Origin of the sequence: Micromonospora sp. NPDC005291, from assembly GCF_040607415.1 — a bacterium.
In the GTDB taxonomy this organism is placed as follows: Bacteria; Actinomycetota; Actinomycetes; order Mycobacteriales; family Micromonosporaceae; genus Micromonospora.
Genome location: NZ_JBEXGR010000005.1, coordinates 1 through 24,927, shown reverse-complemented (window position 1 = coordinate 24,927; position 24,927 = coordinate 1). Strand labels below are relative to the sequence as shown.

General features: G+C 69.1%; 25 protein-coding genes. 18 read left to right on the top strand and 7 right to left on the bottom strand.

Going from position 1 to position 24,927, the window contains the following annotated elements; translation table 11 throughout:
* Positions 1–63: 63 nt before the first annotated feature.
* Positions 64–717 (top strand): methyltransferase domain-containing protein, encoded by a 654-nt coding sequence (locus ABZT18_RS08870; RefSeq protein WP_355250833.1) that lies wholly within the window; start codon positions 64–66, stop codon positions 715–717.
* Positions 718–923: 206 nt separating this feature from the next.
* Entirely contained in the window at positions 924–2,087 is a 1,164-nt protein-coding gene (locus ABZT18_RS08865) for an ice-binding family protein (protein WP_355250830.1), read from the top strand.
* 108 nt (positions 2,088–2,195) lie between these two features.
* Here ABZT18_RS08865 and ABZT18_RS08860 read toward each other — a convergent pair whose 3' ends face one another.
* On the bottom strand, positions 2,196–2,726 hold the full coding sequence (locus ABZT18_RS08860) for an adenylate kinase (protein WP_355250827.1): 531 nt from the start codon (positions 2,724–2,726) through the stop codon (positions 2,196–2,198).
* Positions 2,727–2,898: 172 nt separating this feature from the next.
* Between ABZT18_RS08860 and ABZT18_RS08855 the strand changes: the two genes are divergently transcribed.
* From ABZT18_RS08855 to ABZT18_RS08835, 5 genes are all read left to right on the top strand, one after another.
* The gene (locus ABZT18_RS08855; RefSeq protein ID WP_354997353.1) at positions 2,899–4,086 is read left to right on the top strand and encodes an RNA ligase RtcB family protein; all 1,188 of its coding nucleotides are present in this window, start codon (positions 2,899–2,901) and stop codon (positions 4,084–4,086) included.
* The gene (gene prfH / locus ABZT18_RS08850) at positions 4,083–4,742 is read left to right on the top strand and encodes a peptide chain release factor H (protein ID WP_354997352.1); all 660 of its coding nucleotides are present in this window, start codon (positions 4,083–4,085) and stop codon (positions 4,740–4,742) included. Before ABZT18_RS08855 ends, prfH begins: the two co-directional genes overlap by 4 nt.
* A gap of 4 nt (positions 4,743–4,746) precedes the next feature.
* Complete coding sequence (locus tag ABZT18_RS08845) at positions 4,747–5,577, top strand: PIG-L family deacetylase (RefSeq protein WP_355250824.1); 831 nt, start codon at positions 4,747–4,749, stop codon at positions 5,575–5,577.
* A 419-nt stretch (positions 5,578–5,996) separates the two neighbouring features.
* Positions 5,997–7,190, top strand: coding sequence for an endo-1,4-beta-xylanase (locus ABZT18_RS08840; RefSeq protein WP_355250821.1), 1,194 nt, complete (start codon positions 5,997–5,999; stop codon positions 7,188–7,190).
* Positions 7,191–7,414: 224 nt separating this feature from the next.
* On the top strand, positions 7,415–7,756 hold the full coding sequence (locus ABZT18_RS08835) for a metalloregulator ArsR/SmtB family transcription factor (RefSeq protein ID WP_272619274.1): 342 nt from the start codon (positions 7,415–7,417) through the stop codon (positions 7,754–7,756).
* A gap of 20 nt (positions 7,757–7,776) precedes the next feature.
* On the opposite strand, the gene argS is transcribed toward ABZT18_RS08835, so the two are convergent.
* Complete coding sequence (gene argS / locus ABZT18_RS08830; RefSeq protein ID WP_354997349.1) at positions 7,777–9,495, bottom strand: arginine--tRNA ligase; 1,719 nt, start codon at positions 9,493–9,495, stop codon at positions 7,777–7,779.
* Positions 9,496–9,845: 350 nt separating this feature from the next.
* On the opposite strand from argS, the gene ABZT18_RS08825 reads away from it, so the two are divergent.
* The 3 genes from ABZT18_RS08825 to ABZT18_RS08815 all read left to right on the top strand — a co-directional run bounded on the left by ABZT18_RS08825 (position 9,846) and on the right by ABZT18_RS08815 (position 11,969).
* Positions 9,846–10,610, top strand: a complete 765-nt coding sequence (locus tag ABZT18_RS08825; protein WP_354997348.1) for a hypothetical protein — start codon at positions 9,846–9,848, stop codon at positions 10,608–10,610.
* Between the two features lie 196 nt (positions 10,611–10,806).
* Positions 10,807–11,295: a nitroreductase family deazaflavin-dependent oxidoreductase gene (locus ABZT18_RS08820; protein ID WP_354997347.1), complete on the top strand. Its 489-nt coding sequence runs from the start codon at positions 10,807–10,809 to the stop codon at positions 11,293–11,295.
* Between the two features lie 8 nt (positions 11,296–11,303).
* Positions 11,304–11,969 (top strand): class I SAM-dependent methyltransferase, encoded by a 666-nt coding sequence (locus ABZT18_RS08815; protein ID WP_354997346.1) that lies wholly within the window; start codon positions 11,304–11,306, stop codon positions 11,967–11,969.
* 107 nt (positions 11,970–12,076) lie between these two features.
* Here the strand turns inward: ABZT18_RS08815 and ABZT18_RS08810 are convergent, their stop codons facing one another.
* Positions 12,077–12,565, bottom strand: a complete 489-nt coding sequence (locus ABZT18_RS08810; protein WP_354997345.1) for a MarR family transcriptional regulator — start codon at positions 12,563–12,565, stop codon at positions 12,077–12,079.
* Between the two features lie 107 nt (positions 12,566–12,672).
* On the opposite strand from ABZT18_RS08810, the gene ABZT18_RS08805 reads away from it, so the two are divergent.
* From ABZT18_RS08805 to ABZT18_RS08770, 8 genes are all read left to right on the top strand, one after another.
* Entirely contained in the window at positions 12,673–13,722 is a 1,050-nt protein-coding gene (locus tag ABZT18_RS08805; protein WP_354997344.1) for an LLM class flavin-dependent oxidoreductase, read from the top strand.
* Positions 13,715–14,746 (top strand): LLM class flavin-dependent oxidoreductase, encoded by a 1,032-nt coding sequence (locus tag ABZT18_RS08800; RefSeq protein ID WP_354997343.1) that lies wholly within the window; start codon positions 13,715–13,717, stop codon positions 14,744–14,746. Before ABZT18_RS08805 ends, ABZT18_RS08800 begins: the two co-directional genes overlap by 8 nt.
* Complete coding sequence (locus ABZT18_RS08795; RefSeq protein WP_354997378.1) at positions 14,743–15,501, top strand: NAD(P)-binding domain-containing protein; 759 nt, start codon at positions 14,743–14,745, stop codon at positions 15,499–15,501. The genes ABZT18_RS08800 and ABZT18_RS08795 overlap by 4 nt, the downstream gene beginning before the upstream one ends.
* Before the next feature lie 134 nt (positions 15,502–15,635).
* Entirely contained in the window at positions 15,636–16,151 is a 516-nt protein-coding gene (locus ABZT18_RS08790; RefSeq protein WP_354997342.1) for a hypothetical protein, read from the top strand.
* A gap of 140 nt (positions 16,152–16,291) precedes the next feature.
* Positions 16,292–17,098 (top strand): inositol monophosphatase family protein, encoded by an 807-nt coding sequence (locus tag ABZT18_RS08785; RefSeq protein ID WP_354997341.1) that lies wholly within the window; start codon positions 16,292–16,294, stop codon positions 17,096–17,098.
* Between the two features lie 45 nt (positions 17,099–17,143).
* Complete coding sequence (locus ABZT18_RS08780; protein WP_354997340.1) at positions 17,144–17,830, top strand: HAD-IA family hydrolase; 687 nt, start codon at positions 17,144–17,146, stop codon at positions 17,828–17,830.
* A gap of 128 nt (positions 17,831–17,958) precedes the next feature.
* Positions 17,959–18,363 carry a superoxide dismutase, Ni gene (gene sodN, locus ABZT18_RS08775; RefSeq protein ID WP_354997339.1) on the top strand — a complete coding sequence of 135 codons (405 nt, stop codon included), beginning with the start codon at positions 17,959–17,961 and terminating at the stop codon, positions 18,361–18,363.
* A 59-nt stretch (positions 18,364–18,422) separates the two neighbouring features.
* Positions 18,423–19,733 (top strand): radical SAM protein, encoded by a 1,311-nt coding sequence (locus ABZT18_RS08770; RefSeq protein WP_354997338.1) that lies wholly within the window; start codon positions 18,423–18,425, stop codon positions 19,731–19,733.
* Positions 19,734–19,792: 59 nt separating this feature from the next.
* On the opposite strand, the gene ABZT18_RS08765 is transcribed toward ABZT18_RS08770, so the two are convergent.
* The 4 genes from ABZT18_RS08765 to ABZT18_RS08750 form a co-directional block, all read right to left on the bottom strand.
* A complete protein-coding gene (locus ABZT18_RS08765) occupies positions 19,793–21,364 on the bottom strand; it encodes a polysaccharide lyase family 1 protein (RefSeq protein ID WP_354997337.1) in 1,572 nt (523 codons plus the stop codon).
* A gap of 626 nt (positions 21,365–21,990) precedes the next feature.
* Positions 21,991–23,145 (bottom strand): serine hydrolase domain-containing protein, encoded by a 1,155-nt coding sequence (locus tag ABZT18_RS08760; protein WP_354997336.1) that lies wholly within the window; start codon positions 23,143–23,145, stop codon positions 21,991–21,993.
* 3 nt (positions 23,146–23,148) lie between these two features.
* Entirely contained in the window at positions 23,149–23,973 is an 825-nt protein-coding gene (locus ABZT18_RS08755) for a carbohydrate ABC transporter permease (RefSeq protein ID WP_272616810.1), read from the bottom strand.
* Complete coding sequence (locus ABZT18_RS08750) at positions 23,970–24,812, bottom strand: sugar ABC transporter permease (protein ID WP_354997335.1); 843 nt, start codon at positions 24,810–24,812, stop codon at positions 23,970–23,972. Before ABZT18_RS08750 ends, ABZT18_RS08755 begins: the two co-directional genes overlap by 4 nt.
* Positions 24,813–24,927: the final 115 nt, after the last annotated feature.

Genomic DNA, 24,927 nt, shown 5'->3' with positions numbered 1-24,927 from the left:
GCAGATGCAGGACAATCGCCGGAGAACAGTCCGACGGAGATCACCTGACCCCCGGAGGTCGACGTGGCAGCGGTGTCCCACCCGGTGTTCGCCCGGGTCTACGAGCGGCTCAGCGTGGCCATGGACCGCGCCGGCACGGCGCAGTTCCGACGGGACCTGGTGGCCGGTCTGTCCGGCCGGGTGATCGAGATCGGCGCCGGCAACGGGCGGATGTTCTCCCACTATCCGCCGGGCGTGACCGAGGTCGTCGCGGTCGAACCCGAACGACGTCTGCGCGCCGCCGCCGAGCGCGCGGCGTCGTCCGCTCCGGTACCGGTCACGGTCGTCGACGGTCTGGCCGACGCGCTGCCCGCCGGGGGCGGCGAGTTCGACGCTGCCGTGGTCGCGTTGGTGTTGTGCACCGTGCCCGATCAGGCGAGCGCGCTCGCCGAGGTCAGCCGGGTGCTGCGCCCCGGCGGCCAGTTGCGCTTCTTCGAGCACGTCGCCGCCGAGGAGCCCAGCCGCCTGCACCGAACCCAACGGCTGCTCGACGCGACGCTGTGGCCGAAGCTGTTCGCCGGCTGCCACACCAACCGCGACACCATCGCCGCCATCCGGGCGCAAGGATTCGTGATCGAGGAGCTGCGCCGGTTCCGTTTCCCGGCCACCAGCAACAGCCCGTCCTCGCCCTGCGTCCACGGACGGGCGATCAGACCGGCACCAACGGCCCTGCAGTAAGGACGCCAGCCACGCGAAACCAACAAACGGGAACGCGAAGGCCAGTCGAATTTGCATTGACAGGCGTTAGCTATTGTCCGATTTGCCCTCAAATGCGCGGTGAACGTGATGTGGTGGTCATCGCGCTTGTCGGCGCCATTTCGGCCGTTGCGCAGGACACGGCTCGCGAGACGTCTCCTGCGAGTAGTACCCACGGAGGGTGTTCTGTGACAGCTAAATCCATTCTTCGCCTACGGCGGCGGGCGGTCATGCCGGCGCTCGCGGCTGCCGCAGCCGCCACCGTGGCGGCCAGCTTGCTGCTCTTCAGCTCGACTGCGGCCAATGCGCAGGAGGCACCGGTAAACCTGGGAACGGCGGCTGACTTCTCCGTCCTGGCCGGGGCCGAGCCCACCAACACCGGCCCCAGTTTCCTGGCCCAGAGTCTCGGGCGGTTCCCGGGAAACACCGCGTCCGGCTTCGGAACGGCAACCATCGGCGGCGAGGTTCACCTCGGCGACGCGGTCGCTCTCCAGGCCCAGAGCGACCTGACCATCGCCTTCAACGACGCCGCCGGCCGGACCCCGTTCACCAACCTGCCTGCGGAACTCGGCGGCAACACGCTCAACGCCGGGGTCTATCGGATCGGGGCCGCCCAGCTCACCGGGCCGTTGACGCTGAACGGCCAGGGCGACCCGTCGGCCGTGTTCATCTTCCAGGTCGACTCCTCGCTGACGACGGCGTCGAACAGCAGCGTCGTCCTGATCAACGGCGCTTCAGCCTGCAACGTGTTCTGGAAGATCGGCAGCTCGGCGACGATCGGCACGGGGACCACCTTCGTGGGCACCATCATGGCCCAGGCGGCAATCACGCTGGCCACGGGCGCGACCCTCCAGGGCCGCGCGCTGGCGCGAACCGCCGCCGTCACCCTCGACACCAACGTCATCACCGCACCGGTGTGCGCCGGGCCGACCGGCCCGCCCGGGCCAACCGGCCCGCCGGGACCGTCCGGCCCGCCCGGTAGCCCTGGAGCACCCGGTAGCCCCGGCGCACCGGGCAGCCCTGGCGCACCCGGAAGCCCTGGCGCACCGGGCAGCCCTGGCGCACCCGGAAGCCCCGGAGCACCCGGAAGCCCCGGAGCACCCGGAAGCCCCGGAGCACCCGGCATACCCGGAAGCCCCGGAGCACCCGGCAGCCCCGGAGCACCAGGTAGCCCCGGCGCACCCGGCGCACCTGGTAGCCCTGGCGCACCCGGCAGCCCTGGCGGCAAGACACCCATCCTGCCGGTGACCGGCGGCGACGTGGTTCCGGCCATGACGGGCATGGGAAGTGTCATGGTCGTGCTGGGCGCGCTCGTGTTCTTCCTCACGCGGCGTCGCAACCAGGAGTCCTGAGCGGTGGCCCGGCCGGTGACCTGCCGGCCGGGCCCCTTCCGGGACTCACCATTCTGTCCACCTCAGCCCAATGGCTCACCGACTCCCTCGACGGCTGTTCGCGCGGCTTCACCGGCGGGGCAGTCCGGCCAGCCAGGCATCCAGCTCGGCCGGCGAGCGCAGCAACACCACAGGCGGCAAGGACGGGCCGGTCTGCCAGGCCCGCATCCGCCGCCGGGCCCGGCCGAACGCGGTGACGTGCCACACCAGGATCGAGTCCGGGGACAGCACACTGCTCAGCGATTCGCGGTTGCCGTTGCAGATCTCCTCGCCCGTCACCAGCCGGCGAGCCGTACGCCGTAGCAGTTGCCCGAAGGAACGCCACCGTGGATAGTCCAGGCCGACCACCAGGTCGGCACGAGCCAACGGTACGTCCCGCCAGCCGTGGTACGCCCCGTCGATGATCCAACGGTCCCGCCGGCAGATTTCCTCGATCCGGCTGCGCTGCTGTGCGACCGGCACCTCGACCCAGCCCGGCCGCCAGAGCAGTTCGTCCACCGGATACCAGGGCAGTGCGAGATGTTCGGCCAGCCGCGCCGCGAGGGTGGACTTGCCGGAGCCGTACACCCCGTAGACCAGGATGCGACGCGGTGCGCTCATCGCGGCAGCGTACGTCGCGAGGAAAAATCGCTTGTGGGGTGCGGCGGGCTCCGCGAGAGTGACGTCCATGACGTACTGACGGACTCCACCCCCTTGCTCCGCGCCACCGGTGACGCCTCCCGGTGGCCGTGACGCCGTCCGTTCCTACGTTCTCAGCGAGAAGTGAGCGTCCTTGTCCCAGCACCACTCCCCTCGGGAGTCCCTGCCCCCGTCCACCCCTGCCACTGTCACGGTGTTCGCCTCCCCCGCGAGCTGGATCGAGTCCGATGCGCTCGCGCAGTGCCAGCAGGTGGCCGCCCTCGACGGCATGATCCACGTTGCCGCGATGCCGGACCTGCACCCCGGCAAGGGCGCGCCCATCGGTGCGGCCATGGCGTCGACCGTGCTGTACCCGTTCCTGGTGGGCTCCGACATCGGCTGCGGCATCGCCGTGTTCCCCATCAAGCTCAAGCGTGCCGTACCCGAGCGGCTCGCTTCCCGGTTCCCCGACCTCGACCGCGCGCTGGACCCCGAGCAGGACGCCGACGACCCGGCCTGGGCCGTTCTGAAGGGCGACGTTCCGGCCGACCACCTGGACGGCCTCGGGACGGTCGGCCGGGGCAACCACTTCGTCGAGCTGGCGAGTGTCGGCACCGTCTTCGACTCGACCCACGCCGGGCGTCTCGGGCTCGACGCCGGCGATCTCGTGCTCATCGTGCACAGCGGTTCCCGTGGTCTGGGCGAGCGGATCCTGCGGGCGCACACCGAGGTCCACGGCGCGGGCGCCGCCCCCGATCCCGCCGCCTACCTGACGATGCACGACGATGCCGTGCGCTGGGGTTCGCTCAACCGCCGGGTGCTGGCCGCCCGGGTCGCGTACGCGCTGGGTGCCGAGCCCACCGAGCCGATCGTCGATCAGTGCCACAACCTGGTCGAGGTCCGCGACGGGGTCTACCTGCACCGCAAGGGCGCGGCGCCGGGTGACGGCCGCGACGTCCTCATCGCCGGTACGCGGGGCACCAGGTCCTACCTGGTGGCCGCGCACGCCGGGCCGGACGCCAACCACTCGGTGGCGCACGGCGCCGGCCGCAAGATGTCGCGCGCCGACGCCCTGCGGCGGGGTCGGGCCAAGCACACGGTCGAGGAGCTACGCCGCACGCCGGTGGGCTCGCTGGTGGTGTGCGGGGACCGCCAACTGCTCTTCGAGGAGGCGCCCACGGCGTACAAGCGCATCGAGCAGGTGATCGCCGACCTCGTCGAGCACCGACTGGCCACGCCAGTGGTGAGTACGACTCCCCTGGTCACCTACAAGACGCCCGACCTCGGGTCCACGCCGCGACGGGACCGGCGGGACCACCGCGGCCGGCGAGGCCGGTCATGAGCGTGCACCTGATGCTGTCCGCCGGGCGTGGCCCGCAGGAGTGCGCCTGGGCGCTGGCCCAGCTACTGCGCCGCCTGACCGGCGACGGCACCCGGCACGGTCTGACGGTCGAGCAGATCCAGGCCGTACCCGGTGACCGACCCGGCACGTACCGCTCGGTGCTCATCCAGATCTCCGGTGCCGGCGCCGAGGCTTTCGCCGGCTCCTGGACCGGAACGCTGTGCTGGCAGGCCCCCAGTCCGTACCGGGCGAGCACCGGTCGAAAGAACTGGTACGTCACCGCTCGGCAGCCCCAACTCGACGCCCCTCCGACGACGTTCGCGGAGTCGGATGTCGACATCGTCGCCTGCCGCACCGGTGGGCCGGGCGGCCAGCATCGGAACAAGGCCAGCACGGCGGTACGGGCGACGCACCGTCCGTCGGGCATCGTCGTCGTGGTGGACGAGGAGCGGCAGTTCAGCCTCAACCGTCGTATCGCCCTGCAACTGCTGCGGCAACGTATCGAGCACGGCGACGAGGTGGCGCGGCGTGCCGTCACCACCGCCCGGTGGCGCATCCACGATGAGCTCGTCCGCGGCGACCCCGTCCGGGTGGAACGCCCGGACGGCGTTCCTGACCCGCGAGGAGCCAAGGTCGCCCGGCGGCTCGTAGGGTGATGGCATGGCTGAGCGACCTCTGACCCTGATGGCGGTGCACGCCCACCCCGACGACGAGGCGACGAGCACCGGTGGCGTCCTTGCCCGGTACGCGGCGGAGGGGATCACGACGGTGCTCGTGACCTGCACCGACGGGCGGTGCGGTGACGGCCCGGGTGGGGTCAAGCCCGGCGACCCGGGGCACGACCCGGCCGCTGTCGTGGCGATGCGCCAGGCCGAGCTGGAGGCCAGCTGCGCGGCGTTGAAGGTCACCCACCTGGAGACCCTCGGGTACGGCGACTCCGGGATGATGGGCTGGCCGACCAACGATCTGCCCGGCGCGTTCTGGATAACGCCGGTGGCGGAGGCGGCGGGCCGGCTCGCCGAGCTGATCCGGCAGTACCAACCAGACGTCATCGTCACGTACGACGAGAACGGCTTCTACGGCCACCCGGACCACATCCAGGCTCATCGGATCACCATGGCCGCTGTCGAGATGACGGACATCCCGGCGAAGGTGTACTGGACCACCGTGCCGCGCACGGCGTTCGAGCAGCTCGGCCGGATCATGCAGGAGCTCGGCGTGGAATGGGCCGAGCCGGATGCGGCGGCGGAGCCGGGGCCACAACTCGGCCTGCCCGACGATGAGATCACCACCTGGGTGGACACGAGCAGCTACGGCGCGCAGAAGTTCGACGCGCTGGCCACCCATGCCAGTCAGACCGAGAACATCTTCTTCCTGCAACTGGGCCAGGAGCGGTTCACTGAGCTGATGGGCGTGGAGACCTTCCTCCGGGTCCGCGACCGGACCGGCGCGCCGACACCCGAGGACGACCTCTTCGCCGGCCTGCGCTGACTTCTGAAGGTCAGTGCCGCCGAGCCCGCCACGAAGAGGCCCTTCACGTAGCCGGGCAGCCCCCGACCGACCGCCGCGAGGTAGGCCAGCATGGGCTGCCCCGATGATGCGGGGGACAGTACCGGGTCGACCTGAGGGCGGCGCCATGCCGCGGGCCTTCGGAAGTTTCGCTGACGCGATGCGAGGGGTTCCGCAGCTCATGTGACCACTTTCCGGAAGTTTTCAGCGTTGACGCCCACGCATCGACCGCCTTAACGTTTCGAGCAAGTTTCCGGTTTCCGGCCGGAACTACCGGCCCCACCCCAGGGCCGGCCCGAACCCCGGGCGCCCCGCCCCGACCCCCGTTCAGCACCCGCCAACACCGGACCCTCAACTTCTTGATCGACGTATGTCTATCGATGGTGTGGAAAGGAAGGCACATGAAGCTGAGACAGTGGATGACCGTCAGCGCGGTCGCGGTCGCGACCGTTGCCGCCCTGAACACGGTGCCGGCCACCGCGAGCCGGCCGTACGACCCCACGGCCCAGAGCCTCGCGACCCTCGGCCAGCGCCACGGCCTCCAGATCGGCACCGCCGTGAGCGGTGAGGCGCTCAACGACGCCAGCGACCCGCAGTACCGCAAGCTGGCCTCCTCCGAGTTCTCCTCGGTCACGGCCGAGAATGCGATGAAGTGGGAGAGCCTGGAGCCCACCCGCGGCACCTACGACTGGGCAGCGGCCGACCAGCTCGTCGAGTTCGCCAAGCGCAACCGGCAGAGCGTGCGCGGGCACGTGCTGGTCTGGCACAACCAGCTGCCCGCCTGGCTGACCAGTGGCGTCGCCGACGGCTCCATCAGCAAGCAGGAGCTGCGCGAGCTGCTGCGCAAGCACATCAGCACCGTTGTCAGCCGCTACAAGGGCAAGATCTGGCAGTGGGACGTGGTCAACGAGGCGGTCAGCGACCCGTGGGACACCCCGTCGACCCTGCACTACAAGGGCTTCTGGGCGCAGAACCTCGGGCCCGGCTACATCGCCGACTCGTTCCGCTGGGCGCGGGCCGCCGACCCCAAGGCCCTGCTGTTCTACAACGACTACAACATCGAGGCGTTCGGCTCCGGCAACCCGGTGGACGACAAGACCCAGTTCGTCTACGACATGACCAAGGGCCTGCGCGCCCAGGGCGTGCCGATCGACGGCGTCGGGTCCCAGGGCCACCTGGGCACCCAGTACGGCAACTACGACACCCTCCAGGTGACCGCCGCGCTGAAGAAGTTCAGCGGGCTCGGCGTCGCCACCGCGTTCACCGAGGTCGACGTCCGCAGCCGAATGACCGAGGCCGTCCAGGCCGGCGACTCGGAGGAGATCAACCCCCGACTGCAGGCGTCGGCAGCCAACTTCAGCGTGCTGATGAAGGCGTGCCTCGCCGTACGCAGTTGCCTGTCGTACACGGTCTGGGGTTTCAGCGACAATCACTCCTGGGTGCCGGGCTGGTTCGACGACCCGCCGGAGGGCCTGGCCACCATCTACGACGAGAACTACCAGCCCAAGCGGGCGTACCACGAGCTGAAGTCTGACCTGATCTTCGCTGGACCGCCGTACGTGCTCCCGCGCATCGCACCCCGACCGCACCGCTGACCCGAAGGCTCGGCTGGTCCGACGGTGCGTACACCGCAGTAGGGCCGTGTGGGGCTCAGTGCAGCCCCACACGGCCCGTACGCCACCACGGACGTCGAGGATCGACTCACGTTCAGCCGTCTTACCCAGCCGTACGGACGCCATCGGATTACTGGTGCCGGTTCTACCGGCTTATTGATGGTGTTGGTGTAACTATGGCAGGCGTGGGAACTGCGAAAACTGCCATGCCTGCGATCTCGCCGCTCACCGGCGATCCAATCAAGCGGGCCGATGCCGAGCGGCTCGCGGGGGTGCTGAAGGCATTCGCCGATCCGGCTCGTCTCCGGCTGCTCAGCCTGATCCAGTCCGCGCCGGAAGGTGAGGCGTCCGTGAGTGACCTCACCGCGGCGCTCAATCTCTCCCAGCCGACCGTGAGTCATCACCTTCGGATTCTCACCGAGGCCGGCCTACTCGAGCGCGACAAGCGCGGGGTCTGGGCGTACTACCGCCTGGTGCCCTCGGCGATCGCGCAGATCGCCGACCTGTTGACGCCGCCCCGAAAGCGGGCGACGAAGAAGGCCCGCTGATCGAGCAGGTGGCTGACCCGTCACATCCGCTCAAGGGTGCGGATGCCGAGCAGGTGCAGCCCTTGCCGCAGGGTCCGGGCTGTCAGCTCGGCCAGCAGCAGCCGGCTCTCCCGCAGCTCGTCCCGGGCACGCAACACCGGGCAACGCTCGTAGAACGCGTTGAACGCGGTCGCGAGCCGGTGCAGGTAACCGGCAAGGTGATGGAATTCGAGGCTCCGCTCCACCTCGCCGACCACCCCGCCGAAGCCGAGCAGCTCGACCGCCAGCGCCCGCTCCACCGGCTGCGCGAGCACGATGGGCGTGTCCAGCCGCGCGGCCGTTCCTGCGCGCCGGAACACCGACCGGACACGGGCGTACGCGTACTGGAGGTAGGGCGCGGTGTTGCCGTCCAGGGAGAGCATCCGCTCCCAGTCCAGGACGTAGTCCTTCGTCCGGTCGGTGGACAGGTCGGCGTACTTGATGGCGCCGATGCCGACGGCGCGACCGATCTCGGCGGCGGCCTCGGCGTCCAGTTCAGGGTTTCTGGCCCGGGCCAGCTCGGTGGCGCGGGCGACCGCCTCCTCCAGGAGCCCGACCAGCTTCACCGACTCGCCGGCCCGGCTGCGCAGCATCCGCCCGTCGGCGCCGAGGATCGAACCGAAGCCCAGGTGCTCGGCCTGGGCCGGCGGGCACAGCCAACCGGCCGCCTGGGCAACAGCGAACACCATCGCGAAGTGCTGCCGCTGCGGCAGCCCGACGACGTACAACAGCCGGGTCGCGCCCAGCTCGCCGGCGCGCTGCCGCAGCGCGGCGAGATCGGTGGCCGGATAGCCGTAACCACCGTCGCTCTTGCGCACGATCAGCGGCAACGGCTCGCCCTCCCGGCCGCTGAAGCCGGCCGGGAAGACACAGTCGGCTCCACCGCTGGGCACCAGCATCCCCAACCGGTCCAGGTCGTCGACGACGCCCGCGAGCAGGTCGTTGTAGGCGCTCTCGCCCCGAAAGTCGTCCCCGGACAACGTCACGTCGAGCAGGTCGTACACGGTCAGGAAGTACCGCTCGGACTGCGCCACCAGCAGCCGCCACAACCGCAGTGTCCGCTCGTCGCCGCCCTGCAACGCGACCACCCGCAACCGCGACCGTTCCCGGAACGCCTCGTCGGCGTCGAACTTCACCCGGGCCGCCCGATAGAAGGTGTCCAGGTCGCCCATCGACAACTCGTGCGCGGCCCCGGCCTCGCCGAGGTCGGCCAGGTGCTCGATCAGCATGCCGAACGGCGTCCCCCAGTCACCCAGGTGATTCACCCGCACCACCCGGTGCCCGAGCCATTCGAGCAGCCGAACCGCCGCGTCACCGATGACGGTGGAGCGGAGATGCCCGACGTGCATCTCCTTCGCCACGTTGGGCGCCGAGTAGTCGACCACCACGGTCTGCGGGGCCGCCGTCGGCGGCACGCCCAGCCGGGCGTCGTCGGCCAGCCCGGAGACCAGGTCGGCCAGTGCCCGGTCGGCAACGGTCAGATTGATGAAACCCGGCCCGGAGACCTCCGCCGACGCGCAGACGTCGTCGAGCACCGCGTGCTCCAGCACCGCCGCGGCGATGTCGCGCGGCGAGCGGCCGAGCCGACGGGCCAGCGCCAGCGCCGCGTCAGACTGGAAGTCCGCGCGCGGCGACCGCCGCACGAGCGGGTCGACCGGGCCGCCGGCCACCGCCGCGAACGCCGGCGCCAGCCGGTCGGACAACACCTTTTCAAGATCCATGGGTACGCCGATCTCACTCGGACCCGCGCTGTCACGCGAGCCGTTGAAAGGGGGGAGATGCGGGCGGACCGAGGACGACCAGCGAATGACCGGCGGCTCGATCCGCCGGTCGCAGGAAACAGGTCAGCGCGGGCGGGCGACGGATCGCCGGCGTCGCCGTGCACCAACCTGGACGTCACACGACGGTCCGGTGCACTGAGCGGTCACGCTGATCATGCGGGCAGCCTAGCGGCCCGGTTGAGGTGGGCACACCCCGATTCCCACAGCACCGTTCGGCGACCGGCGGCTGCCCCGGGTCGTTTCGGGCGGCTCGTCGTAGGGAACTGCCCGGGGATAGACGAGGGGTGATCATGAGTCGACACACGCCGCCACCGCCCATGCGTACGCGAAGGCTGCTTGCGCTGATCCCGCTGCTCGGCACCATCGCACTCGGCACTGCCTGCACCGCCGCTGAGGACTCGCCCGACCCAGCCCCGTCGACCACGGTGCCGACGACCGCACCGGCATCAACGAACCCGACCGGCCAACCATCACCGAGCGCGAGCACCCAGGCGACCATCCCGACGTCGGCCTTCGTCGAGTTGCCGCCCGAGCTGCGAAAGTCTCCGCGACGGGCCACACCCGTCGCGGATGCCCTGCCGAAGCTGTGTGGCAACGAGTTCAGCACCGGAGGCCGACAGGTCACCGCGAGCGCGGCAATGACCGTCACCTACAAGAAGGCTGACGAGCCACCGACCAACGTGCCGCAGGGGATGATCCACCAAACCATCTTCACCTTCGACGGCGCCGGCGCCGCGGGGTACATGGGACGTCTCCGCACCGCCGTGGAGGCATGCCCCTCCTACGACCAGTCCGGGAACCCGGTCACCGTGAAGGGCCAGGCCCTGCCCGGCGTCGGCGACGAGGCCCTGCTGCTGACCCGAACGTGGGCCGAGACGAGCCTGAACGGAGAACGCACCGGCGGTAATGCGTCCAGCCAGATCGCCGTGGCACGCGTCGACACCACGGTGACGGTCTTCCACGATCAGGGGTGGGAGGGCACCAGCGGCAACCCCGCCATCATGGACCGTGCCCTCCGCGACGGCGTACGAACGATCGACGCCTGGCAGCGGTAGCCCCCGTCGATCTCGCTGCAGGACGACCCTCGCGCCATCGGCGGTGATTCGCGGACTCAGTCGAACGGTCCGGTCCTGGGTCGGATCATGGACAACAGGATGCGCTCTGCACTCGCACGCGGAGACTGTGATCCCGATCCATCAGCCCGCAGCCGCGACTCACCACGACCGCAACACGTAGGTGTAGGAGGCCATCATGTCGGACGGTCCAGGGGCGAAGATGCCGAAGCTTCCGCCGCGTTGGTTCATCCGCCTGGCCTGGTCAGTGCATCGCGGCCTGTACCGGGTCTCGGGCGGCCGGTTCGGGCTGTGGCGTCCGCGCCCGAGCGGGTGGGGCACGCTGCGGCTGACCACCACGGGCCGTCGCAGCGGTCAACAGCGCAGCGTCATCGTCGGATACCTCGAGGATGGCCCGAACCTCGTCACGCTGGCGATGAACGGGTGGGGTGCGGGCGAGCCGGCCTGGTGGCTCAACCTGCAGGCGCATCCGGGCGCGTCCATCGAACTGGTCGACGGGCGGCGACTGGTACACGGTCGCGCCGCCACCGACGGCGAGCGACCGCGACTGTGGGCACGCTGGTGCGAGGTCGACGCGAACATCGCGCTCCACGCGACACGGAGGCCGTCGGAAACCGCAGTGGTGGTGCTGGAGCCCAGACCGGGTGGTGCCTCGCCGGTGCAATGATGCGGCCCGTGACTTTCTCGCCCTCAGATCCGCTCGACTTCCGCGGCGTGCGACGTGCCTACGACACGGTGGCCGGGGACTACGCCGCCTATCTGCCGGACACGCGCGCCGAGGCTCCACTCGACCTCGCCATGATCGACGCGTTCGCCGAGGCGGTGACGTCGGGAGGCGACGCACACGTCCTCGACGCCGGGTGCGGCCCCGGCCGGATGAGCCGGTACCTCACCGAGCGCGGGTGTCTGGTGCAGGGAGTCGATCTGTCTCCGGGCATGGTCGCCATGGCCCGACGCGACCACTCCGACCTGACGTTCACCGTCGGCTCGTTGGCCGCCCTCCCCTACCGCAACGACCAGTTCGCCGGTGTGCTGCTGTGGTACTCCACCATCCACACACCTCCCACCGGGCAGGCGCGCATCTTCGCGGAGGCGGCCCGGGTCCTTCGCCCATCGGGCCATCTGCTCGTCGGATTTCAGGCCGGTGAGGGTTCGCGCGACGTGGGTGCGGCGTACCGCCGGTTCGGCCACGAGATCCGCCTTGAACGCCACCGTTACACGGCGGACCAGGTCGCTGCCGAGATCGAGGCCGCCGGCCTGCGGGAGCAGTGCCGCCTGGTGCGACGTGCTCGGGGCACGGAGCGCGACGATCAGGCGTTCCTGCTGGCCAAGGCCCGTTGAGTCATCGCCTACGCCGCCAGGTCCACGTGCCCACGCTGCTTCGAGCGCAGGGTTGGCACCTGGCTCAACGACCGGCGGGGTCAGATGATCGAAGAGGCGCCTGGTGATCACTCCTTGCGCAGGACGTCGAGGTGCGCTCTGAGTGCCGCTGCGATCTCGCCTGCCGCGAGGATCTGCTCCGGTGTGAGGGCGTCGACGAAGAGCTCACGAATAGCGCGCAGATGCGGAAAAGTGGCTCCCTGGAACGCTTCGGCTCCGGTCGTTGTGAGCAGCACCTCCGCCCCTCGGGGAACAGTTGCGCACTCCTGCCGGCGGATGAGGCCGCGCCGCTCCATTCGCCCCAGGTGGTGGGAGAGCCGGCTTCGCTCCCAACCGATGTGTGACGCCAGTTCGGAGGAACGCATCGCCTGGCCGTGCGCCTCAGTGAGAGCAAGCAGTACGGCGTAGTCCCCCGTCGACAGCGAGGAGTCGCTTTGCAGGCGGGACTCCAGCCGTGAACCGAGCGCCCCTGTGGTCTCGATGAAGTCCCGCCAGATCCGTAGCTCCTCGGCGGTCGGGAGTTGGCGTCCCCGCCGGCCGGGTGTGGCCTCCGTCATGTCAGTCTCCTGGAATTGACGTGTCAATCGCCAAGTTAGCATCATTGACACGTCAACCGGTACGTCCGCTTCAGCGGGGCACCGCCGGGGAGCACGAGGAGAGAACGATGGCAGTTGCAGGCTTCGAGCTGGGGCTCAACTCGTTCGGGGAGGTGGCCACCGACGGCGGCCGGGTCCTGACCGACGCCGAGACCGTGCGGCTACTCGTGGACGAGGCGCGGCTCGCCGAGTCGGTCGGGCTCAACGTGTTCAGCCTCGGTGAGCACTACCGAGAGGGCCACAACGACTCGGCGGCACCCGTGTTGCTCGCGGCAGTCGCGACGGCGACCGAGCGGATTCGGCTCGGCACCTCCGTCACGGTGCTCAGCACGAACGATCCGGTACGGCTGTACCACGAGTTCGCCACCCTCGACGCGGTGTCGAACGGCCGCGCCCAGATGGTGCTTGGACGCGCATCGGCGACCGAGTCGTTTCCGCTGTTCGGCTATGACCTGACCGACTATGAACGGTTGTTCGAGGAGAAGCTGGACCTCTTCATGCGGCTTCAGCGGGACGAACCAGTCACCTGGTCCGGCACCGTGCGGAGCCCTCTGGCCGAACAGCGCCTGCACCCTCGGATGGGGGCCGGCGGCATCCCGACGTGGATCGGCGTCGGGGGTAGCCCGAATTCGGTGATCCGCGCCGCCCGTCACGGACTTCCGCTCATGCTCGCGATCATCGGCGGGCGCCCCCAGCGGTTCGCCGGTCACGTCGACCTCTACACCAAGGCCCTCGAACAATTCGGGCATACCCTGCAGCCAATCGGGCAGCACTCACTCGGCCTTGTCGCAGACACCGACGAGGAGGCGGTGGAGACGTGGTGGCGCTACTGGGAGCCGGTCGTGGCGCGGCTCGCCGAGGAACGCGGCTTCTACCAACCGGACCGTGCACGTTACGAAGTCGAAATCGCCCGCGGAGCACTCTTCGTCGGGTCACCCGAGACGGTGGCGCGGAAGATCGCCACGGTCGCCCGCGACCTGCGGTTGAGCCGCTTCGATCTGAAGTACGACATCATGCACCTGCCCCGCGAGGCACGCGCGCGCACCATCGAACTGCTGGGCAGTGAGGTCGCGCCGCGGGTCCGGGAGCTGTTGGCGAAGGAGCCCACCCATGTCTGATCTCTTGTTCGGCCTCGACACCTTCGGCGACGTACCAGAGGACGATGCCGGCAAGCTCGTTTCCCACGCTGCGGCGATCCGGCAGGTCGTCGACGAGGCGGTGCTCGCCGACGAGCTCGGCGTCGACGTCATCGCCCTGGGCGAGCACCACCGGCCCGAGTACTCGGTGTCGACCCCGGAGACCGTGCTGGCCGGAATCGCCACCCGTACCTCACGGATCCGGCTGGCCTCCGGCGTGACCGTGCTGAGTTCGGACGACCCGGTCCGGGTGTTCCAGCGCTTCGCCACGGTGGACGCGCTGTCGCACGGCCGGGCCGAGGTCATCCTCGGTCGCGGCTCGTTCACCGAGTCGTTCCCCCTCTTCGGCTACGACCTGCGCGACTACGACACGCTGTTCGAGGAGAAGATCGAGCTGTTCGTGAAGTTGCTGGACGAGAAGCCGGTCACCTGGAGCGGCACCCTGCGTGCCCCGCTGGACAACGCCGACGTCTTCCCGAAGACAGAATCGGGACACCTCAGCACCTGGGTCGGCGTGGGAGGCTCGCCGCAGTCGGTCGTGCGTACCGCCCAGTACGGGCTCCCGCTCATGCTCGCCATCATCGGCGGTGCTCCCGAACGGTTCACGCCCTACATGGACCTCTATCGGAGGGCCGCGGAGCAGCTCGGCACGACCGCGCACCCGGTTGGGATGCACTCGCCAGGCTTCATCGCCGACACCGACGAGGAGGCCAAAGAGGTGTTCTGGCCGCACTACCGGGTCATGCGAAACCGGATCGGCGCACTGCGGGGTTGGCCGCCGATCCGCCGCCAGGAGTTCGACTCCGAGGTGGAGAACGGTTCCCTCTACATCGGCTCACCGGAGACCGTGGCCCGCCGGATGGCGCGGGCGATCCGCAGTCTCGGCGTCGGCAGGTTCGACCTCATCTACTCGGCCGGAGCGCAGCCGGTGAGCGCCCGGATGCGGGCGGTGGAACTGTACGGCTCCAAGGTGATCCCCATGGTCCGTGACATCCTCGCCAGCTGAACAACGCCAACGGACGCCCTTGGTCCTGGAAGGAAGTCATGAACGACAACGACCGGAGCCGGCCCCAGACCCTCGGTGTCCTCGGGGCCGGCAAGGTGGGAACGGTGCTCGCTCGGCTCGCCGTCGCCGCCGGCTATCGGGTGCTGGTCGCCGGCTCCGGCGACCCGGCGAAGATCGCCCTCACCGTCGAGGTGCTCGCACCGGGAGCGGCAGCAACCACCGCGGTTGACGCTGCCGCTGGCGCCGACATCGTCGTCCTCGCCCTTCCGTTGGGCAAGTACCGCAGCCTTCCCGCTGAGGCGTTGCACGGCAAGCTCGTCGTCGACGCCATGAACTACTGGTGGGAGATCGACGGCATCCGTGACGACCTCACCGACCCCCGTACCTCGTCGAGCGAGATCGTCCAGGCGTTTCTGTCCGGCTCCCACGTCGTCAAGGCGTTCAACCACATGGGCTACCACGATCTCGAGGACGAGGCGCGGCCAGCTGGAGCGGCCGGCCGCAAGGCCATCGCGATCGCTGGCGACGATCCCGCTGATCTCACCGCGGTCGCGGCCCTTGTTGACGCGCTCGGCTTCGATCCGGTCGTCGCCGGCCCTCTCGCCGAGGGGGTACGGCTCGAACCGGGCAGCGAGTTGTTCGGCGCCGACGTGAGCGCTGACGAGGTGCGTGCCATGCTCGACCGCTTTCCCGAGTCGGAGCGTGGACGGACCATTGCCTCTGCCCGAGCCTCGACATCAGACGAAGCGGCATAGGCCAGGAGACGGCGCGTGCACCTCAAACCCTGGCTCACCAACGTTGACGTGGGCGATGATCGAGGGCCGGTGGCTGAGGGGGCAGGCGTGCGACTGATGTGGTGCAGACCGCGAGCGGCGGAACGAGGCGTGCGATGACTGGTCGGGCGGGTGAGGCGTTCGAGACCCGTCGGGCGGTGTTCGACATCGAGTCGATGCTCGCCGCGGATCTGCCCACACAGGGCGCCCCGGTCACCGAGGGGGATCCGGCCACCGGCGAGTGGACCGGCACCCGGGGCGAGGGCTTTCGGATCTCGCCACTCTGGGAGAGCGAAGACCTCACGGGCGTGTACGGGGCCGAATGGAACCGGGCGGAGGAAGCCGCTGAGGCGAACCTGGCCCTCGTCGTACGGGAGCTCGACCACCGGTGGGGCCCGCACCGGCAGGTCTCCATGCGCGTACCGCTGTTTCGGGACCAGGCCGGCCAACCCATGCCGACGCTGTTTCAATCGCTGTGCGATATGGACTGCTACGGCGACCTGACGGTCTGGGGGCCGACGACGGCCGAAGGCCGGTGGATCGCGGTCTCGGTCAACCAGTGCGACGGCGACGCTCCAATGATCATGACGGCGGTCGTCAGCCACCTGCCGATCATCGAGCTGCCGGACTGACCCTCACCGTGGCGTGACCTGCGACAGGTCAGGCGTACACCGATGTCGCCTGCACTCTCGTCTGCCCGGCAGCCCGCGACCAGGGGCCGGCGGCGGCGCACGAGATGGCGCCGGTCTGGCGTGGCTCCTAAGGTTTGTGTATGTCGATCAGAGACTATGCGCTGGCCATCGAGGCGGCGGAAGCCGGAGCCGCAGTCGTCCGCTCTCATTACGGCTCATCGCTGACACGCTTCATGAAGATCGGGGACGACTTCGCCACCACCGCCGACGTCGAGGCGGAGAAGGCCATCCTCGACATCTTGCGCGCGGCGCGTCCGGACGACGTCGTGTTGGGTGAGGAGAGCGGCCGTACGGGCTCCGGCGGGAACGGACGTATGTGGCTGGTCGATCCGTTGTGCGGAACGTTGAACTATGCCGTGCGGAACATGCTGACCTCGGTCAACGTCGCTCTGCGAAGCGGGACACACGTCGACGTGGCCGCCTCGGCGGACCCGTTCACCAGTGAGGTGTTCTGGACCGACGGCACCGCCGCGTATGTCCGGCGTGGTGATACGGACGAACGACTTGCCCCGTCGGCCGAGTCGAGACTGGTCGATGTCAATCTCGACCCGCCATTCCCCAACAGGAACGTCTTCCTGGCCGCCCGGATGCTCGCCGACGACGGCTTCATCGAGCAGTTCCGCCCACGGGTGGTCTCCACCACCCTGGCCGTGGCCTGGGTCGCTGCCGGCCGCCGCGCCGCCTACGTCACGGACGGCCACCGTCTCCAGGACAGCGTCCACTTCGCGGCCGGCATCACCCTCTGTCAGTCGGCCGGTTGTGTGGTCACCGGGATCGACGGCCAGCCGCTTGACGCTGGCGGGGACGGCCTTGTCGTGGCAGCCGACGAGCGGACGCATGCCGCCCTGCTGACCCTCATCCGGAATCAGCACGTCAGGAGGCAGTGAGCCTGCTTCCGGTGTACCGCGGCCGGGACCGGGATACTGGCCGTTGTGACGACCAAGGCGCTGATCCTCGACTTCGACGGTCTGCTGATGGACACCGAGACGACGCTGCTGGAGAGCTGGCGCTGGGAGTGGCGGCGGCATGGCCTGCTGCTCGATCCCACAGGTTTCTTCGCCGACCACGGCGGCGATGCGAACGAGGCGCGTTACGCCGCGCTCGAAGCGGTGGTCGGGCCGGCCTACGAGCGCGCGTCCAGCCACGCGCTGCGGATGGCGTACCGAGCAGAACTGAACTCGGCGCTGAAGCCCGCACCCGGCATCCTCGGGTGGCTGGACCGGGCCGCGGAGCTGGGGCTGCGGCTCGCCGTGGCGAGCAGCTCCCCGATCACACACGTCGGCGCCCTGCTGGATCGGGCAGGGCTACGGGCACGGTTCGAGGTGCTGGCAACCGGCGAGGAAGTGCCCGCGCACAAGCCAGATCCAGCCGTCTACCTGCTGGCGCTGGAGCGACTCGGGCTGCCTGCGGAGCAGGCGGTCGCGTTCGAGGACACCGCGCACGGCGTAGCGGCGGCACACGCCGCTGGGCTCCGCTGCGTCGCGGTACCGAACCCGCACGCGGACCACGGCCGGTTCACGGCCGCGGACCTCCTGCTGCCCAGTGCCGCGGACCTGTCCCTGGACGCACTCCTGGCCAGACTGGCTCCGCCCGCGCAGTTTGACTTGAAGCACGGTTGAGGTTCTAGCGTCATCGGGTGGATCAAGTCGCGCCCTCGCCGCGAGACTCTCCATGGACCGAATGACGAACGGCTGGCCTGGCACGCTCAGGAGTTCGTCACCTCATCACTGTTGTCGGAGGAATTTTGATGCACCTGCCACGCCTTCTCCGCCCGCGCACCGTCGTGAGCGCGCACTGCGATCTCCCCTGCGGCGTCTACGACCCGGCGCAGGCCCGCATCGAGGCGGAGTCGATCAAGGCAATCTCCGAGAAGTACCAGGCCAGCGACGATCCGGAGTTCCGGACGCGATCGCTGATCATCAAGGAGCAGCGGGCCGAGCTGGTCAAGCACCACCTCTGGGTCCTGTGGACCGACTACTTCAAGGCACCGCACTTCGAGAAGTACCCGCAGCTACACGGACTCTTCAACGAGGCCACCAAGCTGGCCGGTGCCGGCGGCGCGAAGGGAGTCGCGGACCCGGCCGTCGCGGAGCAACTCCTCGCGAAGATCGAGGAGATCTCGAAGATCTTCTGGGAGACCAAGCAGAGCTGATCCGCCGGAGCCGGGTGGTGCTGCCACCCGGTTCGGTTCACCGCGTTCAGGAGGCCCGTATGGCGTCGCGCACCCACCTCATCGAAGAACTGATGAGCCGTTTCCCGCAGGTGCCGCGAGAGGCGGTCCTCAAGGAGGATCTGCTGCGCGGCGGACTCGCCTTCGACGACGCGGCGCTGACGGACAACGAGAACGGCAACATCAAGCCGAAGTCGTACTTCATCTTCTCCTTCGATCACCGGACGCTGCCGGAGTTGGGGACGGCCGCTCTGCGCCGGCCGCCGGAGGAGATCGTGCTCAGCGGGGGGCCGTACGAGCTGCGCCGCACCGTCGTCTCGGTCCGCACCAACCCCAGCTCGCCGTACCGGGTCCGAACCGACAGCGACGGACGACTGCGCCTGTTCCTGGACGGACGGCCGGTCGCCGATGTCGGACTACCTCCGATGCCGGCGTACTACCGCGAGACGCTGGCCAACGGTAAGTCGGTGATGGAGGTCGCTCCGACGATTCAGTGGGGCTATCTCATCTACCTGACCGCGTTTCGGGTCTGCCAATACTTCGGCGCCAAAGAGGAGTGCCAGTACTGCGACATCAACCACAACTGGCGGCAACACAAACAGGCTGGCCGCCCCTACACCGGTGTGAAGCCCGTTGACGAGGTGCTGGAGGCTCTGGAGATCATCGACCGGCACGACACCGACCGGGCTTCACAGGCATACACCCTCACCGGTGGCAGCATCACCTCGCAGGTCGGAGGGCTGGCCGAGGCGGACTTCTACGGTCAGTACGCCCAGGCGATCGAGGAGCGGTTTCCGGGGCGGTGGATCGGCAAGGTCGTCGCCCAGGCGCTGCCCCGAGCTGACGTGCAACGATTCCACGACTACGGAATCCGTATCTACCACCCCAACTACGAGGTGTGGGACAAGCGGCTGTTCGAGTTGTACTGCCCGGGTAAGGAGCGGTACGTCGGCCGGGAGGAATGGCACCGCCGCATCCTCGATTCTGCCGAGGTGTTCGGCCCGCGCAACGTGATCCCGAACTTCGTGGCGGGCATCGAGATGGCCGCCCCGCACGGCTTCACGACCGTGAGCGAGGCGATCGACTCCACCGCCGAAGGGCTTCAATACTTCATGTCGAAAGGGATCACGCCACGGTTCACCACCTGGTGCCCGGAGCCCACCACGCCGCTCGGCCGGGCCAACCCCGAGGGAGCACCGCTCGAATACCATGTCCGGCTGCTTGAGGTCTACCGGGCAACGATGGACGCCCACGGCCTGTCCAGCCCACCCGGATACGGCCCGGCCGGGCCCGGCCGGGCCGTGTTCTCGGTCAGCTCCTTCATGGACACCCTGCCGGCGGCACATTCGTGACGGGTACGCGCACGCGGGGCGGGAGCGACAGTGTCACCGCTCCCGCCCCGCGCCGGCTGCTAGCTGGCGTACGTCTCGAACTCACCGACCCGCGGCGCACCGCCCGAGCTGTTGATCATGAAGGTGATCTTGCTCAGTGAGGTCGCGGAGAAGGTGATGGAACCCGCCCCGCTGCCGGAGGCCAGGACACCCCCCGTGTCGTGGTTGATGAGCTGCCAGGACCCGATGGAGCCCTGGGTTCCCGACGGCTCGCGGATGATCACTCGGGACACCCGGGTGGCGGAACCCCACTTGATCGAGATGGAGCCGGTCGATCCGGCCGGCGACCAGTAGGTGCTGATGTTGCCGTCGCGCACGTTGCCGTAGCTTGTCCCGCTGGCCTTGCTGGAGCCATCGGCACCGGCACCGAGGCTGAGGTTGGTCCCGCTGGGCGGGGGCGGGGTGGTGGTCGGCGGAGGCGTGGTCGGCGGAGGCGTCGTGGGCGGCGGGGTGGTGGGCGGAGGTGTGGTCGGCGACGGGGTCTGCGGCGAGCAGCTGCCGTTCGACACCTTCAGACCCGTGTTGGCGCCCACCGTCTGACGAACGATGTCGGGCACGCAGCTCGCCCCGTCGAGGCTGTACGAATACGGGATGCTGACGGTGGTGTTGGACGTCGGGTTGGGGCCGGCGGGGTAGTTCTCGCTGCCGGCGCTGGACCAGGTCACGTTGTCGAAGACGTTGCCGCTGACCTGCCAGTAGCCACGCTCGTTGGTGTAGAAGGTGCCCAGGACGTCCTTGGAGTTCCGGAAGTAGTTGTTCTCCACCTTGGCCTTGGCCCCCGCCCGCGAGTTGATGCCCGACTCGTGGAGGCTGACGTAGTGGTTGTTGTAGATGTGCGCCGTGCCACCGCGCAACAGCGGCGTCCGGGAGTCGATGTTCTCGTACAGGTTGTGGTGGTACGTGATGAAGCCGTTCGAGAGGTCGCTCTCGCTGGACCCGACGAGGCCGCCGCGACCGGAGTTGCGCAGGACGCTGTACGACAGGGTCACGTACTGGGTGTTGTCCTTCATGTCGAAGAGGCCGTCGTACCCCTCCGACTCCCCGCCCGAGGCCTCCAGGGTGACGTGATCGACCCAGACGTTACGGACCGTGCTCTCCATGCCGATGGCGTCTCCACCGTTGGAGGTGGGCGAGCCCGACTTCTTGACGTTCCGGACGGTCACGTTCTGGATGATGATGTTGCTGGAGTCGCGGATGTGGATGCCGATCTGGTCGAAGACGGCTCCGCTGCCGACCCCGATGATGGTGACGTTGCTGATCTGCTTGAGCTCGATCACGCCCGCCGCGGTGTTGCAGCTCGAACCCGACACCTTGCTGGTGTTGCCGTGGTTGATGGTCCCCGTGACCTCAATGGTGATCGGGGTGCTGCTACTGGCCCGACCGCACAGCGCCGCATGGATCGCCGTGCCCGTGGTGGCCCGTACCGTCTGCCCGCCCGCACCGCCGGTGGTCCCGCCGTTCTGGGTGGCGTAGCCGGTGGCGTTGCCGGCCGCCGCCGACGCCTGTGGGGTTGGCAGGGTCACCCCGATCGCGATCCCAACGGCTGCCGTGGCCAGCGCTGCCTGAAGTCGCAGCGCGACTGGTCGTCTCATCTCGCGTCACCTTCGCATTCGTTTGGTTTGTGCCGGTGCCTGCGGCGGTCGTGACCGCCCACCTGCCGGTAGGAACGCTCTCGACCGCTGAGAAATTGGCGACAGTAAATCGATGAAGCTTCATCGACATGCCCATCGACCTGGTCACGGCAGGGAGTCGCCGCGCAGACGCGTCCCCCTGGTGGCGTAGCTCGATAAACGATCGCCCGGCCCAAGAATGAAACATCGATGTAACGCAATGGTAGGAAAGCGGTTTCCCCGAAGGCAAGGGCTAGCGCTTGCAGGTTTGTTGCAGTGCCCCCTGGAGAGCCAGCCCACCGGCGTGCCTGCTGATTCGGCAGCGGCACACCGTCAGGGCTGGCTGACGCGCCGGAGCGCCGGCGGTCGAGCGGAAGCCCTGCCGCCAGACCTGTTCGCCGGTGGCTGGTGACCGGCGGCTTCCCGGTCAACGCCGCGCAGGCAACCGCCATCGCAGCGGCCGAGGTGCCGGTCTGGATCACGCACGGCGAGCACGACCACCTGCTGAACGTCTCAGGCGCGCGCAACTCCTCGGCGATGTTGCGGCAGGCGTACGAGGCTCGGGGTAAGACCCCGGAGCAGGCCGCCGACCTCGTCCGCCGGCCGCCTCAGGCGTCGAGGCAGGCGCCGACGGCGGCAGTGAGCCGGTTGGCGCGCTCGTCGCCCATTCCGCGCATCTGGTTGACCACGTAGCCGAACCCCACCTCATGTTGGGCGTCAGCGAAGGCCAGGTTCCCGCCGGCGCCGTCGTGGCCGAAGCTGCGCTCACCCAGCAGCGGCCGGGCCGGGGGCGAGTGCAGCAGAAAGCCGGTGCCCCAGCGCTGCCCGGTGTCCGGCGGGCCGTGTCGCTGCTGGCCCCGCGAACGGACGGCGACCGCGTCGTCCACCGACCCGGCCGTGAGCAGGGGCCCACCCTGAATGGTGGACACGCAGGCCGCGTAGAGGCGCGCCAGGCCGTCCGCAGTGCTCACCGCGCCCGCCCCGGGGACACCAGCGGCCCGGATGGCGGGGTCGTTGAAGCTGACCAGACCGTCGCTGTCGGCGGGAAAGGCGAAGGCCCCGCCCATGGTGATTCCTCGTTCGGCGACCGGGTCCACGAACGGGTCGGCGTCCGGAGGTGGCGCGAGGCCCCATGCGACAGTGTCGCTCTCGGCAACCGGAAGCCCGAGCCAGGTGTGCAGGCCGAGCGGGTCCGCGACGGTGTCGCGGAAGAACGCGCCGGGTAGTTGGCCAGTGATACGGCGAATCACTTCACCGACCAGCCAGCCGTAGGTCATGGGGTGGTACCCGTGCGCGGTACCCGGCTGCCACAACGGCGCCTGCGCCTCGATCGATGTGATGACCGGGTCCCACGCCAGGACCTCGTCGAGGGTCAGGGGGCGGTCCAACGCGGGCAGGCCGGCCTGGTGCGTGAGCAGCCAGCGCACGGGGATGTGCGCCTTGCCGTGCTGCCCGAACTCGGGCCAGTAGCGCGTCACGGGAGCGTCGAGGTCGAGCCTGCCCTGCTGGACCAGCAGGTAGGCGCAGATCGCCAGGATTCCCTTGGTACAGGAGAAGACGACGACCGGCGTGTGCGCGTCCCAGGGCCGCCCGGTACGGGTGTCGGCCACCCCGCCGTACAGGTCGACGACCTTGCGGCCCCGTGCGTAGACGGTGACCGCGGCACCGACCTCTCCCTGAGAGGTGAAGTTGTCGCGGAAGACGTCGGCGACGCGCCCGTAGCGTTCGTCGACGTCGCCGTGGATCTGCGGCTGCGTAACCACTGCCTACCCCTTCACTGATCCCTGGATCAGAGCCTTGATGAACTGTCGCTGGAAGATCAGGAACACGATCAGGGTGGGGGTGAGGATCAGCAGCGATCCGGCGCACAGCAGCACCAGATCGGTGCCCCACTGGCCCTGGAATGCGCCGAGCGCCCCCGCCATGGTGCGTTTGGTGGCGTCATCGACGAGGACGATGGCGAGGAGGAACTGGTTCCACGTCCAGAGGAACATCAGAATCGTCAGCGAGGCGATGGCCGGGCGGGCGAGAGGCACCTGGACCCGCCAGAACAGCTGCCAGGTGCTGCTGCCGTCCACCCGGGCCGCCTCGGACAGCTCGACCGGCACGTTGGTGAAGTGCGCCCGCATCCAGAACACCGCGAACGGCATGTACAGGCCGATCAGCGGCAGGATGATGGCCCAGCGGGTGTTGAGCAGGCCGAAATCCTGCATCTGGTAATAGAGCGGGGTGACCACGGCCTCGAAGGGCAGTGTCAGACCGAGGAGGAGGAGGCCGAAGACGAGTCGGCCGCCGGGCACCCGCAGCTGGCCGAGCCCGAACCCGGCCATGGTGGCGATGAGCACGGACACCGGCACGACACCGGCCACGATGAGCAGGCTGGAGCGCAGCAGAGCACCCATGTTGGCGGCCGTGAAGGCGTCGGCGAAGTTTCCCCACTGTGGATCCGACGGCCAGGCCAGGCCGCTGGGCACGGTGCCGCGGGGCTGCAACGCCGCCGAGAGCATGCTCACGAACGGCAGCAGGGTGACGAGGATCAGTGCGATCAGGAAGACCCGGCCGGTCACCTGTTCACGTCGGCTCAGGTTCACGGCTTCTCCCCGCGGGTCAGTCGCTGGATCGGCAGCACGCAGGCCAGCACCAACAGCATCAGGACGACAGCAAGCGCGGAGGCGAGCCCGACCTGACGCTGCGAGAAGGCCAGCCGATAGATCTCCAAACCAGGAACGGTGGTCTGGAGACCAGGACCGCCGCTGGTGGAGATGTAGACGATGTCAAAGCTGGCCAGCGCGGCGATGATCGTCACGGTGAGGCAGACCCCGATCTCCTGACGCAGGCTGGGCAGGGTCACGGCGAGGAACTCGCGGACCGGCCCGGCGCCGTCCAGGCGGGCGGCCTCGTAGAGCGCCGGATCGATCTTGCTCATGCCGGTGACGAGCAGGATCGTGCAGAGGCCGAGCAGGACCCAGGCGCCGATCACGCCCACGGCGGGCAGCGCCGTGTCGAAGTCGCCCAGCCAGGCGCGGGCAAGGCCGCCCAGGCCAACGGCGCGCAGCACCTGGTTGATCAGCCCGTTCGACGAGAGTAGCCAGCTCCACGCGATACCGGCCGCCACCAGAGGAATGACCTGTGGCAGGAACAGGATCGTCCGGACGACGGTCCCGAACGCGCCGGTGGTGATCCGGCGAACCATGCTCGCCACCAGCAGCCCGAGGGCGACCGGGATGAAGCTGAAGAAGACGATCAGGATGACCGCGTTGCCGATGATTTTCAGCAGGTCGCTGTCGGTGAACACGGTGACGTAGTTGTCCAGTCCCGCCCAGCGGGCCACACCGATGCCGTTCCAGTCGTAGAGCGAGTACTGGACGGTCAGCGCGAGGGGGCGTAGGACGAACACCGCGTACATCACCAGGGCGGGCAGAACGTACAACCAGCCGGTCCCGGCCGCGCGGGCCCACCGACGTCGGTGACCACCGGCGCCGCGCCGGGGGACGTGGGTGGGCCGGCGGCGGCCACGGTGGGGCCGACGACCAGCATGGTGAGGC

Excerpts from the sequence above, each read along its gene's own strand:
- argS (WP_354997349.1), bottom strand. The coding sequence starts at position 9,495 with ATGGATCTTGAAAAGGTGTTGTCCGACCGGCTGGCGCCGGCGTTCGCG.
- ABZT18_RS08790 (WP_354997342.1), top strand. The coding sequence starts at position 15,636 with ATGACTGGTCGGGCGGGTGAGGCGTTCGAGACCCGTCGGGCGGTGTTC.
- ABZT18_RS08820 (WP_354997347.1), top strand. The coding sequence starts at position 10,807 with ATGTCGGACGGTCCAGGGGCGAAGATGCCGAAGCTTCCGCCGCGTTGG.
- ABZT18_RS08840 (WP_355250821.1), top strand. The coding sequence starts at position 5,997 with ATGAAGCTGAGACAGTGGATGACCGTCAGCGCGGTCGCGGTCGCGACC.
- ABZT18_RS08810 (WP_354997345.1), bottom strand. The coding sequence starts at position 12,565 with ATGACGGAGGCCACACCCGGCCGGCGGGGACGCCAACTCCCGACCGCC.
- prfH (WP_354997352.1), top strand. The coding sequence starts at position 4,083 with ATGAGCGTGCACCTGATGCTGTCCGCCGGGCGTGGCCCGCAGGAGTGC.
- ABZT18_RS08785 (WP_354997341.1), top strand. The coding sequence starts at position 16,292 with ATGTCGATCAGAGACTATGCGCTGGCCATCGAGGCGGCGGAAGCCGGA.
- ABZT18_RS08845 (WP_355250824.1), top strand. The coding sequence starts at position 4,747 with ATGGCTGAGCGACCTCTGACCCTGATGGCGGTGCACGCCCACCCCGAC.
- ABZT18_RS08860 (WP_355250827.1), bottom strand. The coding sequence starts at position 2,726 with ATGAGCGCACCGCGTCGCATCCTGGTCTACGGGGTGTACGGCTCCGGC.
- ABZT18_RS08770 (WP_354997338.1), top strand. The coding sequence starts at position 18,423 with ATGGCGTCGCGCACCCACCTCATCGAAGAACTGATGAGCCGTTTCCCG.
- ABZT18_RS08805 (WP_354997344.1), top strand. The coding sequence starts at position 12,673 with ATGGCAGTTGCAGGCTTCGAGCTGGGGCTCAACTCGTTCGGGGAGGTG.
- ABZT18_RS08800 (WP_354997343.1), top strand. The coding sequence starts at position 13,715 with ATGTCTGATCTCTTGTTCGGCCTCGACACCTTCGGCGACGTACCAGAG.
- ABZT18_RS08825 (WP_354997348.1), top strand. The coding sequence starts at position 9,846 with ATGAGTCGACACACGCCGCCACCGCCCATGCGTACGCGAAGGCTGCTT.
- sodN (WP_354997339.1), top strand. The coding sequence starts at position 17,959 with ATGCACCTGCCACGCCTTCTCCGCCCGCGCACCGTCGTGAGCGCGCAC.
- ABZT18_RS08765 (WP_354997337.1), bottom strand. The coding sequence starts at position 21,364 with ATGAGACGACCAGTCGCGCTGCGACTTCAGGCAGCGCTGGCCACGGCA.
- ABZT18_RS08835 (WP_272619274.1), top strand. The coding sequence starts at position 7,415 with ATGCCTGCGATCTCGCCGCTCACCGGCGATCCAATCAAGCGGGCCGAT.